The sequence below is a fragment of the Sphingopyxis witflariensis genome (assembly GCF_002205635.1).
GTDB lineage: Bacteria > Pseudomonadota > Alphaproteobacteria > Sphingomonadales > Sphingomonadaceae > Sphingopyxis > Sphingopyxis witflariensis.
In genome coordinates this window covers 103,767-116,835 of record NZ_NISJ01000007.1, presented here as the reverse complement: position 1 = coordinate 116,835, position 13,069 = coordinate 103,767, and the positions used below count along the sequence as shown (strand labels likewise).

The following is a 13,069-nucleotide window of genomic DNA, read 5'->3' as shown; positions in this document are numbered from 1 at the left end:
GGTTGGTTATGCGGTTGGAATTCCGTATATTTCCTGTCGCGGCGACAGGGCCTTTGGTCGCGGCCTTTATAGTCGCGTCATACTCGCAGGCGACCGAGTCTCCCCCCACGCCTCCGCCAAAGCGCCTGCTGGTGATCGCCGATCATTCGACGGGCAACCAGACCGCGCATGGGGCGTCGAGCCATGCGGTCGCGACGATCGAGCGGCTGGGGCGGCAATCGGGCGCCTATGTGGCGACGATCCGCACCGACATGACGCTGGTGACCAAGGGCGAGGTCTGGGGGAAGGGCGATTATGCGAAGGGCGGGCCGAAGGCGTCGCGCGCGGCGACGCTCGACCATTATGACGCCGTGCTTTTCTATACCAATGGCGAGACCGATTTGTCCGATGCGCAGAAGCGCGACCTGCTGGCCTTTGTGCATGCCGACGGAAAGGGCTTTATCGGTGTCCATTCGGCGGCGGCGACTGCTTATGGCTGGCCCGAATATGGTGTGATGCTCGGCGGGGTGTTCGACAATCATCCGTGGAAGGTGACCGCGGCGCAGATCATCGTCGAGCGGCCCGATTTTCCTGCCATGCGGGGCTGGTCGACCGGAATGACGCTGACCGACGAACATTATCAGATGCGCGCCGCGCCTTACTCAAGGGGCGAGGTCGATGTGCTGGCGCGGCTTGACCCGCAGAGCGTCGATTTGGGCACTCCCGGAGTGCACCGCACCGATCGTGATTTCCCGGTGGCGTGGATAAAGCGCTATGGAAAGGGCCGGGTCTTTTACTCGGGCCTAGGGCATACCGACGAGAGCTGGGATGACCCGCGCGTCCAGTCGATGTTCTTGGAGGGGATTCGCTGGGCGCTTGGTTCGGGAGGCGGGGAAGTACGGCCGCATCCGATGAGCGATGCCGGTCAGCGGGCGGACATGACCGAAAAGCGATAGATGGTCAGCGACCGGAATTCCTGTCCGGGGCGCAGCACGGTTGACGGGAAGCCGGGCTGATTGGGGCTGTCGGGCAGGTGCTGGGTTTCGATCGCGAAGCCCGCATGGCGTGGATAAGCAATGCCTTCGGCGCCGACCTCAGTGCCGTCGAACCCGTTGCCGCTGTTGAACTGGACCGAGGGTTCGGTCGTCAGAATCTCCAGCCGCCGGCCGGATGTCGGCTCGTCAACCGTCGCCGCCAGCCGCGTGCCGTGCGCGGGGCTGAGGACAAGGCTGTGGTCGAAGCCGTTTGACGGTGCGAGCAGCGGATCGCGAGCAGCCAGCCATGGTGCGAGCAGGGTCGGTCGCTGCAAGTCGAGCGCGGTGCCGGTAACGGGGAGGAGGCGCCCTGTCGGAATCTTGCGATTGTCGGTCTCGGCGTAGCGATCGGCGGCGATCGCCACGCGGTGGCTGCCGATCGAATCTGAACCGGCGCCCGCGAGGTTGAAAAAGCCGTGATTGGTCGGATTGATCACCGTCGCGGTATTGCTGCGTGCGCGATATTCGACGTGGAGTTCATTGCGCCGGTGCGGCAGGCGATAGGTGACCTCAAGTCGCAAGTGGCCAGGAAAACCCTGATCGCCGTCGCGGCTGTCGAGCCGGAAGACGACTCCCGAAGATCGCACATCATGAAAGGGTGTCGCGGCCCAGACCCGGCGATCATAGCCGTCGGAGCCACTATGCAGCGTCACGCCGTTGCGCCCCGCCTCCAACGCATAGGTCACGCCATCCAGCGTGAAGCGCGCATCGGCGATGCGCCCCGCATAGCGCCCGATCACCGACGCCCAGCGACGCTGGGTCTGCTCATAGGCTGCGATGTCGGGAAGGCTGAGGATGACATTGGCGCGCTGGCCGGAGCGGCCCGGCACTTCGACCGTTGTGAGCGTCGCACCATAGGTGATCGCGCTCACGCGCATTCCGGCGGCGTTGGCGAAGCTATAGCGTTCGACAGGCTGCCCGGTCGCGGTCTGACCGAAAGCTTCGGTGCGGACGGCGTCGGGCGTATCCGTCACCGTTGCGCACGCGCCGAGCGCCAGCACCGCGATTGTAGAAGCCGCCCAGCGCAGTGTCACAGCCATAGGATGGGCTGGCGGACGGGATAGTTGCGGATGATCTCGCTAACCTGCGGATCGCCATTGAGCCGCTGCCACAGCGCGACATAACCGGGTTGGGAGAGCGCGAGCCCGCCAAAGAGCAGGCTGGGATGGCGCACCGGCCAGTCGTTCCAATATTCGACGTCGTGGGCGAACGGCCAGCGGCTCTTGTCGGCGATGTACGGGGCCATGAAGGCTAGCGCGGTGGCCAGCGAGCGCCCATCGGGTGTCGCGAAGCGCCAAAGATCGTCCTCGGTTGTGCTCAGCGAATGGGCGGCTGCAGCGAGGACGTCGAGATTGAACAGGCAATATCCGAACGGCTTGGTGCGCGCGAGTTCGAGCGGCTGGCTGCCGTCGGGGGCGATCTGTTCCGGGATCAGCCGGGTGCGGAAGCGTTCGCGGGCGTCGGCGCGCACCGCCTCGTCGCCGACCAGTCGCGCGAATTCGGCGGCCTGCAGCACCCAGCAGCTGCCGTGGTTGTTCCTTTCGTCGCGCTCGTCGGTGCCATTTTTCGATGTCGTGAGCCAGGTCAGATAGGCACGGAACCAGCCTTTCACTCCGGGATCGAGCGGATAGCCCGCCTCGATCAGCCGGCTGACGGCGCGCGCGACCTCGACGATCTGGAGCGTGTCGATCACGCCGATGCCGCGTCCCGTGTTGACCCCGATGATCGCCTGCGCATGGTCGAGGCTGGGGTTCATCCGCGTCGCGGGTGTCACGAACCATGCGTTGAGGTGCTGCGCTGCCGCTTCTGCATAGCGCCGGTCGCGCGTCACAATCCACGCCGCGACGAAGGCCGGCACGCGCAGCCCGAGGCGGATCAATGCCTGCCGATGATCGTCGAAGCGCGCGGGGTTCGAAAAGCCGTCGCGTCTGACATGGGGGCCGTCAGGATTGGCGGGATCGGGCCACCAATAGTCGCCTTCCGAATAATAATCATGCGCCGATCCGGGGCTGCGCGCCGCGCGAAAGGCGGTGATGGTGACCGGCGCGTCGTCGAGCCAGCGATCGGCGGCGCGCGGGATGCGAACGCGGTCGATGGTCGCGATGTCGAGGGGAGCCGCCGCGGACAGCGCAGGCCGCACAGCGCATCCCGCGAGCAGTGCCATTGCTGCGCCGCCCAAGGTTCGGCGTGTCAGTTGCATATATCCTCCCGCATGATGGAGCCGCGCCTATCGATATTCGAGGGTCCAGCTGATCCGGAGTGCCCCGCTTGCTGTGCGCACGCCCTGGCAGGACACGAGGCTGTGCATCGGGCCTTGTGGCGAGCGATAGGCTTCCTTGCCCTCGGTCGGGCTGGCGGAGCATCGAGTTAGCCCTGTGACCGTGAAGCGGCGCACGGCGCCCGATGTGAATAAGGCGCTGTTGCCCTGCATGTGGGCGCCCGTGGAGAAGCTGGCGAATTCGAGGCGCGCATCGGCGATCGTTGTGCCCTTTTGCGGGACGAAGACGTCGGTGCGGATGATCCGGCCGGGTGCGAAGCGGTAGCTGGTCGTCACCGAAACGCGCTTGTCGGGCGCGGGTGCGGCGTCGCCCATCCGGTCGAGTTCGCTCTGGTGCCAGCTGACCGATGTGCGGTCGCCTGTCGCCTCGACCTTCACGTCGCGCTGATAGGCGAGCGGCATCATGACGCTGCCGTCGTTCAGCGTCAGTTGCGGGATCAGCAGCGGTGCATCGCCATCGGCCACACCCTCGAGCATCCCGGGCGAGAAGGGGATGGGGAAATAGGGGCTGTGATTGTGCTGCGTCGCGCCGCCGTTGATTACCGGCAGGCTGACGAGCCGTTTGCCGTCCTGCAGGGTCAGCAGCATCCGGTCATAGGTGCTGCGGGCGAACCATGTGGTGGAACGGCGCGGCTTGGCGGCCTGCACCGCCGCCCAGTCGACTTTCGGCGCGCGGTCGCGGTAGCCAAGCTTGTTCCACACCGCATTGGTGTAGGAAAATTGATGCGCGAGGCTCAGGTTCTCGCCGAGGATGCGGAACTTGCCGCGATAGGCGTCGGTTCGCCGCCCGTCGTCCCACAAGTTCACCGATCCGGTACGTGGATCGATCCAGAAGTCGACATAGCGTTCGGACACGCGCGAGGCATAGGCATAGGCGATCGCCTTCTCTGCTTCGGTGAGCACGCCGGTCGCGGCAGCGGCGGTCAGCACCTCGACGATCGAGGTCTCGCCATAGGGGCCGAGGCTGCGGCCATATTCGAAACCCAGGCCGTCGCCATTGACGCGCAGCAGCATCACATCGGCGGCCTTGCGTAGCCAGTCCAGCGTTTCGGCGGGCGGGGTGTCGCCGGTCTGTACATAGCGTGCCGCGATTTCGCCAGCGAGCAGGATCGAATAACGGTCGAAGCGGCCTTCGCCGTCGGTCTCGTCGGCGAAACCAAAGTCCGAATAGGTGCGATAATGTTTCGCCGCGGCGGCATAGAGCCGCGTCGCCGCACTCTCATCTTCCCAGCCCAGCGCGCCTCGCAGCCGCGCGATAGAGAAGGCGACGACGATATAATTGTTCGGATGATCGATCAGCACATAGCGGTCGCGATCGACGAAGCTGCGCCAGTCGAGCCGCACGCGCAGCTTCGCCATCGTGAGCGGATCGACGGCCTGTTCGAGCCAGCCGCGTCGGCGGAGGATGTCGAGCGCGGTGAGATAATAATAAATGCCCCACGTATCATTCGGATCGTCGATGGTCAGCTTCGCGATCTTGCGAAAATGGCCGAGATAGGCGGGCAGGCGTGGGTCGTTGTCGGCCAAGCCGTCCAGATATTCGGCGAGGCCGATTGCGATCTTTCCGGGCAGGAATTTGTCGCTGCCGTTGAACACCGCGATGCCGTCGATCTGCAGCGCCTTGCCGTCCTTGACCAGCGCGAGCAGCAATTGTTCGGACTGCGGCTGGATATGTTTCTCGACGACGGTGTTGAAGGCCCGCGGCTGGGCGTTGTCAGCCGCGAACACGGGCGCGGCGACCATCAGGGCGGCGCCGAGGGCGAGGCGCCGGCCGAGCATGGAGGGCCTGTTTCTGATCATGCGCTGCATCTCTCCCATGGTGCCGCATTTGTCTGCGGTCGTCCGGGCCTGTTTCAGACACCGGTGTCATACATCTTTTGGAAGGAAAGGCCGTTTCAAGTCAAGGGCCGAATTTTCGGGTCGCGCTGCGGCGATGTGGTGGCGGTCGGACTCAGAGTGTCGCCGAAGCCGACATGATCGGTCGGCCATCGGCGGCGAATGCACCCAACTCGACCGACGCACCGTCACCGCGCAGCGCCAGGTGCAGCTCTTCGCCGCAGATTGCGGGGGAGAGGCCGCGAAAGGCGAAGGAGCTCAGCTTGTTGTCTCCGAACGCGCGCCGGGCGAGGTCGAGCAGCAAGGTTGCGGTGAGTGGGCCGTGGACGACGAGACCGCGATAGCCTTCTTCCTGCGTCGCATAGGGCAGGTCGTAATGGATGCGGTGACTGTTGAAGGTCAGCGCCGAGTATCGAAAGAGCAGCGCTTCGTCGGGGACCAGCAGGCGGTGAGCGTCCCACGCACCGGGATCGAAACGGCCCTCGCCGGGCGGCGGCGGGGATGGCGGAGTGCCCGCGGGAGCGGCGTCGCGGAACACGATCGATTGCGTTTCGTGCACGGAAAGCTCGCCATCAGCGTGAATTTCATGCGCGACATCAACGAAGACCAGCGGTCCCGATGCGCCCTGTTTTGCGGTGATCGAGCGGATCGCCGAGCGGCGCTCGATTGCGGCGCTGAGGGTGATGGGCGCGAGATATTCGACCTTGCTCGCCGCCCACATGCGGCGGGGTAGCGGGATCGGCGGCATCCAGCTGTCGGGGCTGTTCTGGCGCCGCGGATGCCCGTCGCTGCCGAGCGTCGCGGTCGGCGCGTCGGGCGCACACAGGCACCAGTGGAAGCCCTGCGGAACGGCGCCGCCCGCCGCTGCATCGCGGTCGAGTGTCGCGAGCCAGCGCGCAGCAAGTTCGTCGCTCACGCGATCGCGGCGGAGGTCTTCGCGGCCGATCCATGCGTTCCAATCGCTCATCAATTGCGTCCCCCGACCAAGCCGCGCGCGATCACCTGCGCCTGAATCTCGGCGGCGCCTTCGAAAATATTGAGGATGCGTGCGTCGCACAGGATGCGGCTGATTTCATATTCGAGCGCATAGCCGTTGCCGCCGTGGATCTGCAGGCTGGCGTCGGCGTTCGACCAGGCGGCGCGCGCGCCGAGCAGTTTGGCCATTCCGGCTTCGATATCGCAGCGCTTGCCCGAGTCCTTGGCGCGCGCGGCGGCGTAGCTCAATTCGCGCGCGGTGATGAAGTCGACGAGGCTCATCGCGAGCTTGTCGGCGACGCGCGGGAATTGGATGATCGCCTTGCCGAACTGTTTGCGGTTCAGCGCATAATCGAGCCCGAGTTCGAGCGCGCGGCGCGCGACCCCGACTGCGCGCGCGGCGGTCTGAATCCGCGCGCCTTCGAAGGTTCGCATCAACTGTTTGAAGCCTTGCCCTTCTTCGCCGCCAAGCAAGGCGTCGGCGGGTGCGCGCATTGCGTCGAATTGCAGCGCATATTCGCGCATCCCGCGATAGCCGAGCACCTCGATCTCGCTGCCCGTCATTCCCTCGGCGGGGAAGGGTGTGTCCTCGGTCCCGCGCGGCTTGGGGACAAGCAGCATCGACAGTCCGGCATAGCCCTTCGCATCGGGCAGGGTGCGGGTGAGCAGGGTCATCAGGTCGGACCGCGCGGCGTGGGTGATCCAGTTCTTTGCGCCGTCGATTATCCATTCGCCATTTGCATCGACGCGCGCGCGCGTTTGCAGCGATCCGAGGTCCGATCCGACATCGGGTTCGGTGAACACCGCGGTCGGCAGGACTTCGCCGCTGGCGATCCGGGGCAGCCATTGTGCTTTCTGCTCGTCGGTGCCGCCGAGGACGATCAGCTCGCCCGCGATTTCGGAGCGGGTGCCGAGCGAGCCGGTGCCGATCCAGCCGCGCGACAATTCCTCGGTGACGATGCACATCACCAGCTTGCCGAGACCCAGTCCGCCATATTCCTCGGGGATGCAGACGCCGAAGGTGCCGAGGTCGGCCATCGCCGTCACGGTCGCGTCGGGGATCAGATCATTGGCGAGGTGCCAGCGATGGGCGTTCGGAATGATCTCGGCATCGGTGAAGCGGCGATATTGGTCGCGGATCGTGTCGAGATCGGCGTCGTGGAGCGTCTCGCTCGGCCAATGCCCTGCCGCCAGCGCGGCAGCGAGTTCGGCGCGGGCTTTCGCATGGTCGGCGTCGAGTAGGTCGGCGCAAGCGTCGGCAAGCGTGCGCGCCGCTGCGCCGATGCCGAGATCGGCGGGGCGGAAAATTTCATTCTGGCCCATCGGCAGGCCGCCGACGAGCTGGCCGATGCCCTCGGCGAAAGCGAGCGCGGCGATCTGTGCGTCGAGCGGGTTGGCGCCGCCGCCGGCCTCGCACCAATTATGCGTCGCCTCCAGCGCCGCGACCGTCGTCGCCACCCACGCAAAGCCATGCGCCGCGCGCTGCTCGCTGTCGATTGCCCGCGCCGCCAGCCGTTCGGCGAGCGCCGCTTGCGCCGCCGCGCGGTAGGTTTGCGCGGCGGTCAGGGCAGGGCGCAGATCGGCCATGCTCAGGCCGCGCGCTCGAAGATGGCCGCGATGCCCTGACCGCCGCCGATGCACATCGTCTCGAGGCCGTAGCGACCGTCGCGGCGGACGAGTTCGCGGGTGAGGTTGGCGAGGATGCGGCCGCCCGTCGCGCCGATCGGGTGGCCGAGCGAAATGCCCGATCCGTTGACGTTCAAAATCTGGTTGCGGCTGTCGTCGTCCGACCAGCCCCAGCCCTTGAGCACTGCGAGCACCTGCGGCGCGAAGGCCTCGTTGAGTTCGACAAGATCGATGTCGTTCCAGCCGAGGCCGTTGCGCGCGAACAGCCGTTCGACCGCCGGCACCGGGCCGATGCCCATGCGGCTGGGGTCGCAGCCCGCGGCGGCCCAGCTGTGGAACCAGGCGATGGGTTCGAGGCCGAGTTCGTCGAGCTTGTCTTCGGCGACGACGAGGCACGCTGCCGCGGCGTCATTCTGCTGGCTCGCATTACCCGCGGTAACGACGCCGCCCTCGAGCGGGCGGAGCTTGCCGAGCGATTCCAGGGTCGCGTCGGCGCGATAGCCCTCGTCCTGCGCGAAAATGACCGGATCGCCTTTGCGTTGCGGCACCGACACCGGCACCAGTTCGTCGGCGAACAGGCCCTTGTCCCATGCGGCGGCGGCGCGCTGGTGGCTGCGCACCGCATAGGCGTCGCACGCCTCGCGGCTGATGCCATAATCCTTGGCGAGATTTTCGGCGGTCTCGATCATCCCGGTGATGACGCCGAAGCGCTCGACCGGCTGCGACATCACGCGGCCGCGCGTCAGCCGGTCGTGGAGGGTCAGGTTTCCGGCGCGCACGCCCTTCCGAATGTCGGTGCTGTAATGCTCGACGTTCGACATCGATTCAACGCCGCCCGCGACGACGACGTCGGACATGCCGGTCTGGACCATCATCGCGGCGTTGGCGATCGCCTGCAGTCCCGATCCGCAGCGGCGGTCGAGCTGATAGCCGGGAACTTCGAGCGGCAGGCCGGCGGCGAGCCACGACCAATGGCCGATGCACGGTGCCTCGCCATTGCCGTAACCTTGCGAAAAGACGACATCGTCGACCCGGCCCGGATCGACTTTGGTGCGTTCGATCAGCGCCTTCAGGATCACGGCGCCGAGGTCGCCGGCGGTCAGCGAGGACAGGCTGCCGCCGAATTTGCCGACGGCGGTGCGGATGGGGGCGACGATGGCGGCGCGGCGCAGGGTCATTTACTCAGTCTCCGGTTGGGTGATGCCGACGATGCCGGCATCGATCAAGCGGGCGATCTCGCCCGAGGAAAGCGAAAGGCGGGTGGCGAGGATTTCCTCGCTATGTTGGCCGTTGCGCGGGGCGGGGCGGGGCGCCTGTCGCTCCATCTGCGGCACGGTCGCGAAAGACCCCGCTGCGGGGTAGGCGAAGCCGCTGGGGTTTTCGGCGGCGCCGAAGACCGGATTGTCGGCGACCAGCGCGGGGTCGTGCACCGCGTCGAGCATGGTGCGATAGGCCGAATGGACGATCCCGCCGGCATCGAAGGCGGCGGCGAGATCGGCATGGGTACGCGCCGCGATGGCTTGCTCGAACAGCGGATAGAGCGCGTCGCGGTGGGTGAAGCGCAGGCCATCGTCCTTCGCAAAAGACACGCCGCGTGCCGCCTCGACCGCGGCGATGGCGTCGCCGAGGTTCAACGCTGCGATGAGGTTCGCCCATTGGCGCGGCGTCACCACAACGATCATCGTGCGCTGTCCGTCGCCGGTCACGAAATCGCGACCGAACAGGCCGTAAACCGCATTGCCGAGGCGGGGGCGGTTTTCGCCCGAATAGAGGGTTTCGGCGATGCCGCCGAGATTGGCGACCGTCCCGATCGCGACGTCGGACAGCGGGATGCGGACCTCGCCGCCTTCGCCGGTCGCGCCGCGCCGCTGGATCGCCGCGAGCAGCGCGAAAGCGGCGTAAGCGCCGGAGAGCAAATCCCACGCGGGCAGGACATGGTTGACCGGCTCGGGGCCCGTGCCGGTGAGCATCGGGTAACCGACCATATTGTTGACGGTGTAATCAAGCGCCGGCGAGCCATCGGCCCAGCCCATCACGCGGACGGTGATCAGGTCGGGGCGACCCTCGGCCAGCGTTTCGTGCGACAGGAATCCGCCGACCGGGAAATTGGTGATGAACTGCCCGGTCGCCCGCACCAGTTCCTGCAACAGCTCGCGCCCCTCGGGTCGCCCAAGGTCGAGCGCGACCGACTTTTTCGCGCGGTTGAGATTTTCCCAATAGAGCGAGTCATTGTTATCGGTCACCGGCCAGCGGCGGAAATCGGGACCGCCGCCGATCTGGTCGACGCGGATCACCTCCGCCCCCATTTGTGCGCAATAGAGCCCGGCGGTGGGGGAGGCGACGAAGGACGACGCCTCGATCACCGACAGACCGGAGAGGAGGTTATACATTCAGGCGCCCGCGTGGAATTCGCGCAGCATATGCTTGGCGATCTGAAGCTGGAGGATCTGGGTCGTGCCTTCGTAAATGCGATAGATGCGCGCATCGCGGAAGAAGCGCTCGGCGTCATATTCGGCGAGATAACCGGCGCCGCCATAGACCTGAACGCAGGCGTCGACGACGCGGCCGCACATCTCCGATGCGAACACCTTGAACGCCGCGGCCTTGCGCAGGACATTCTCGCCCGCATCGGCGCGGCGCGTGACATCGGCCATCATACATTCGGCGGCGTAGATATCGATCTCGCTCTGCGCGAGCATCTGCTGGATCAGCTGAAAATTGGCGATCGGCTCGCCGAACGCCTTGCGCTCGGTCGCATAGCGGACCGCGCTGTCGAGTGCGCGGCGGGCGTAGGCGGTTGCAGCAGCGCCAACCGACATGCGGCCATTGTCGAGGCTCATCATCGCAAAGGCGAAGCCCTTGCCGACCTCGCCGCCGAGCAGCGCTTCGCCGCCGACGCGCACATCCTCCAGCACGATGTCGGAGATGTGACTGCCCGACTGGCCCATCTTCTTGTCCGATTTGCCCGTCGAGACGCCGGGGCTGTCCATGGGGACAATGAAGGCCGAGACATGGGCGTTCTTGGGCAGGTTCTCCTTCGACGTCCGCGCCATGATCAGTGCGACCTTCGCGAAGGGCGCGTTGGTGATGTAGCGCTTGGTGCCATTGAGCACCCAGCCATTGTCGGTCTGGACTGCGCTGGTTTGCAATCCGGCCGAATCCGATCCCGACCCCGGTTCGGTCAGGCCAAAGGCTGCGATTTCGCCCGCAGCAACGCGCGGCAACCATTCGGCCTTTTGCGCGTCGGTACCGCCATTTTTCAGTGCCGAGCAGAACATGCCGATGTTGATCGAGATGATCGACCGGAACGCCGGCATTGCATAGCTGAGCGTGTGGATGGTGCGGACATATTGGCTGACGTTCATCCCCGCGCCGCCAAACTCCTCGGGCATCGTCAGGCCGAACAGCCCCATGTCGCGCATCTCGGACAGGATCTCGGCGGGGATTTCATCGTTTTCGATGATGCCCTTTTCGGCGGGGATCAGCCGGTCGCGGACATAGCGTTCGAGCTGTTCGATGAACTGTTCAAAGACATCGGCGTCCATGCCGGGGTTCGCATTGCTCATGCTGGGCTCCTCAGATCGGATCATAGGGAAAGACGTGCGCCGAAACCTCGTCGGCGCGCGCGAAGCTGGGGCGGAAAGCCGGGATCAGCTCGTCGGCGATCGAATCGGCGGTCCAACCCTCAACCTTGGTCATCGAGCGGATCGGACGCGGCTTCGAAAACAGCATGATCTCATTCTTGCGGACGCTGAAAATCTGGTTCGTCACGTCCTTCGACAGGTCGGAGGCGAGATAGGCGACGAGCGGCGCAATCTTGTCGGCCGACATTTCCTGCATTCGCGCGACGCGTTGTTGCTGTTCGGGCGTCTCGGCGGGGATCGACGAGGTCATGCGGCTCCACGCGAAGGGGGCGATGCAGTTCGACCGCACTCCGACGCGCGCCATGTCGAGCGCGATCGATTGCGACAGCGCTACGACGCCGAGCTTGGCCGCCGAATAATTCGCCTGGCCGATATTGCCGATCAACCCGCTGGTTGAGGTGAAGTGGACGAAGCTGCCCGATTGTTGTTCGCGGAAATAGGGCGTCGCGGCCTTCGACACGTTGAACACGCCGGTCAGATTGACCTCGATGACGCTCTTCCAGTCCTCGTAACTCATCTTGTGCCAGATGGTGTCGCGCAGGATGCCGGCGTTGTTGACCACCGCGTCGATGCGGCCGAAGCGGGCGACCGCATCCTCAATGATGCTCGCGGCTTCCTTGGGATCGGCGACATTGGCGAAGTTGGCGATCGCCTTGCCGCCCGCGGCGACGATGTCGTTGGCGGTGGTTTGCGCGGGCGCTGCGTCGCCGCCATCGCCGGCCTGTGCGACGCCCGGATCATTGACCACGACCGCCGCGCCTTCGCTGGCACAGTGCAGCGCCAGTTCGCGCCCGATGCCGCGGCCGGCGCCGGTGATCGCCACGACCTTGCCTTCCAGGCTTTTGCCCATGTCGTCTTCTCCCGTTCGAGTCCTTTGCATAGCGCGTTAGACGGGGCGTGGCATGATTTCAACATTGGGAATTGAATTTCATCATGATGAAAACTAATGAATGCGCATGTCCGGTCCGGTCCGCTCGGTTTCGCAAGCCTTTGCCATCATGCGGCTGCTCGCGGAATCGCGCCCGCTGTCGCTGTCGGACGTGGGTCGATCGGTGGGGCTGAGCCCGTCGAGCTGCCTCAATCTGTTAAAGACGCTGGTCGATGAAGGCGCGGCCGAGCGCGACGTGCGGACGAAGCTTTATCGGCTCAGCCCCGTCTGGGCGTCAGCAGAGGCGCTGCGCGACGGTGGGGCGCAAGCGCTCGTCGATCGCGCGCAGCCGCTGATGGTGCAATTGGCCGAGGCATCGGACGCCGCCGTCGGATTATGGAAGGTCGCTTCGCGCGACCGCTTGCAACTCGTCGCGCACGCCGAGAGCAACGCCGGAATGCGGCTCCGGCTCGCCGATGCGCAGCGTCAACCGCTGGGTGGTGGCGCGGTGGGCCGCGCCCTTGCTGCGGCGCAGAAGGTCGACGAAGCCGAACTGGCTCGCCGCTACGCCGCGGTGCGCTGGCAGGCTGCTTTGTCCTTTGCCGACTATGCCGATCAGGTGCGGCGCGCCGGGCAGACTGGCTATGCGCTCGATCAGGGCTTTGCGCATCGCGGCATTTCGACGGTTGCGGTCGCACTTCCTGAAATCCGGCCGGGCTTTGGCCTTTCGGCCTCGATCTTCACCGAATCGCGGAATGCTGAGGAGGTCGATGCGCTGGGCGCCGACCTGCTCCGGGTTCGCGCGGCGCTCAGTCAGCTTTCATGACGA

At 65.7% G+C, this 13,069-nt stretch carries 11 protein-coding genes; 2 read left to right on the top strand and 9 right to left on the bottom strand.

What is annotated here, in order from left to right; all coding sequences use genetic code 11:
* Window positions 1-131: 131 nt before the first annotated feature.
* Window positions 132-935 (top strand): ThuA domain-containing protein, encoded by an 804-nt coding sequence (locus tag CDQ91_RS13655; protein WP_158213678.1) that lies wholly within the window; start codon window positions 132-134, stop codon window positions 933-935.
* On the opposite strand, the gene CDQ91_RS13650 is transcribed toward CDQ91_RS13655, so the two are convergent.
* The 9 genes from CDQ91_RS13650 to CDQ91_RS13610 form a co-directional block, all read right to left on the bottom strand.
* Window positions 905-2,053 (bottom strand): aldose epimerase family protein, encoded by a 1,149-nt coding sequence (locus CDQ91_RS13650; protein WP_088473279.1) that lies wholly within the window; start codon window positions 2,051-2,053, stop codon window positions 905-907. The two genes, CDQ91_RS13655 and CDQ91_RS13650, sit on opposite strands and share 31 nt — an antisense overlap.
* Entirely contained in the window at window positions 2,044-3,213 is a 1,170-nt protein-coding gene (locus tag CDQ91_RS13645; protein ID WP_088473278.1) for an alginate lyase family protein, read from the bottom strand. The genes CDQ91_RS13650 and CDQ91_RS13645 overlap by 10 nt, the downstream gene beginning before the upstream one ends.
* A 27-nt stretch (window positions 3,214-3,240) precedes the next feature.
* A complete protein-coding gene (locus CDQ91_RS13640) occupies window positions 3,241-5,091 on the bottom strand; it encodes a hypothetical protein (protein ID WP_201791901.1) in 1,851 nt (616 codons plus the stop codon).
* 151 nt (window positions 5,092-5,242) lie between these two features.
* The gene (locus CDQ91_RS13635; RefSeq protein WP_088473276.1) at window positions 5,243-6,094 is read right to left on the bottom strand and encodes an HTD2 family dehydratase; all 852 of its coding nucleotides are present in this window, start codon (window positions 6,092-6,094) and stop codon (window positions 5,243-5,245) included.
* Window positions 6,094-7,689 (bottom strand): acyl-CoA dehydrogenase family protein, encoded by a 1,596-nt coding sequence (locus CDQ91_RS13630; protein WP_088473275.1) that lies wholly within the window; start codon window positions 7,687-7,689, stop codon window positions 6,094-6,096. The genes CDQ91_RS13635 and CDQ91_RS13630 overlap by 1 nt, the downstream gene beginning before the upstream one ends.
* A gap of 2 nt (window positions 7,690-7,691) precedes the next feature.
* On the bottom strand, window positions 7,692-8,906 hold the full coding sequence (locus tag CDQ91_RS13625; RefSeq protein ID WP_088473274.1) for an acetyl-CoA C-acetyltransferase: 1,215 nt from the start codon (window positions 8,904-8,906) through the stop codon (window positions 7,692-7,694).
* Window positions 8,907-10,118, bottom strand: coding sequence for a CoA transferase (locus tag CDQ91_RS13620; protein WP_088473273.1), 1,212 nt, complete (start codon window positions 10,116-10,118; stop codon window positions 8,907-8,909).
* The gene (locus CDQ91_RS13615) at window positions 10,119-11,294 is read right to left on the bottom strand and encodes an acyl-CoA dehydrogenase family protein (protein ID WP_088473272.1); all 1,176 of its coding nucleotides are present in this window, start codon (window positions 11,292-11,294) and stop codon (window positions 10,119-10,121) included.
* A 10-nt stretch (window positions 11,295-11,304) separates the two neighbouring features.
* Window positions 11,305-12,222, bottom strand: coding sequence for an SDR family NAD(P)-dependent oxidoreductase (locus CDQ91_RS13610; protein ID WP_088473271.1), 918 nt, complete (start codon window positions 12,220-12,222; stop codon window positions 11,305-11,307).
* A 106-nt stretch (window positions 12,223-12,328) separates the two neighbouring features.
* On the opposite strand from CDQ91_RS13610, the gene CDQ91_RS13605 reads away from it, so the two are divergent.
* Window positions 12,329-13,066, top strand: a complete 738-nt coding sequence (locus CDQ91_RS13605) for an IclR family transcriptional regulator (protein WP_158213677.1) — start codon at window positions 12,329-12,331, stop codon at window positions 13,064-13,066.
* The last annotated feature ends 3 nt before the right edge of the window (window positions 13,067-13,069 follow it).

Bases quoted from the DNA above. Each gene is read 5' to 3' on its own strand.
- CDQ91_RS13650 (WP_088473279.1), bottom strand. From the start codon at position 2,053: ATGGCTGTGACACTGCGCTGGGCGGCTTCTACAATCGCGGTGCTGGCG.
- CDQ91_RS13645 (WP_088473278.1), bottom strand. From the start codon at position 3,213: ATGCAACTGACACGCCGAACCTTGGGCGGCGCAGCAATGGCACTGCTC.
- CDQ91_RS13640 (WP_201791901.1), bottom strand. From the start codon at position 5,091: ATGATCAGAAACAGGCCCTCCATGCTCGGCCGGCGCCTCGCCCTCGGC.
- CDQ91_RS13635 (WP_088473276.1), bottom strand. From the start codon at position 6,094: ATGAGCGATTGGAACGCATGGATCGGCCGCGAAGACCTCCGCCGCGAT.
- CDQ91_RS13630 (WP_088473275.1), bottom strand. From the start codon at position 7,689: ATGGCCGATCTGCGCCCTGCCCTGACCGCCGCGCAAACCTACCGCGCG.
- CDQ91_RS13625 (WP_088473274.1), bottom strand. From the start codon at position 8,906: ATGACCCTGCGCCGCGCCGCCATCGTCGCCCCCATCCGCACCGCCGTC.
- CDQ91_RS13620 (WP_088473273.1), bottom strand. From the start codon at position 10,118: ATGTATAACCTCCTCTCCGGTCTGTCGGTGATCGAGGCGTCGTCCTTC.
- CDQ91_RS13615 (WP_088473272.1), bottom strand. From the start codon at position 11,294: ATGAGCAATGCGAACCCCGGCATGGACGCCGATGTCTTTGAACAGTTC.
- CDQ91_RS13610 (WP_088473271.1), bottom strand. From the start codon at position 12,222: ATGGGCAAAAGCCTGGAAGGCAAGGTCGTGGCGATCACCGGCGCCGGC.
- CDQ91_RS13605 (WP_158213677.1), top strand. From the start codon at position 12,329: ATGTCCGGTCCGGTCCGCTCGGTTTCGCAAGCCTTTGCCATCATGCGG.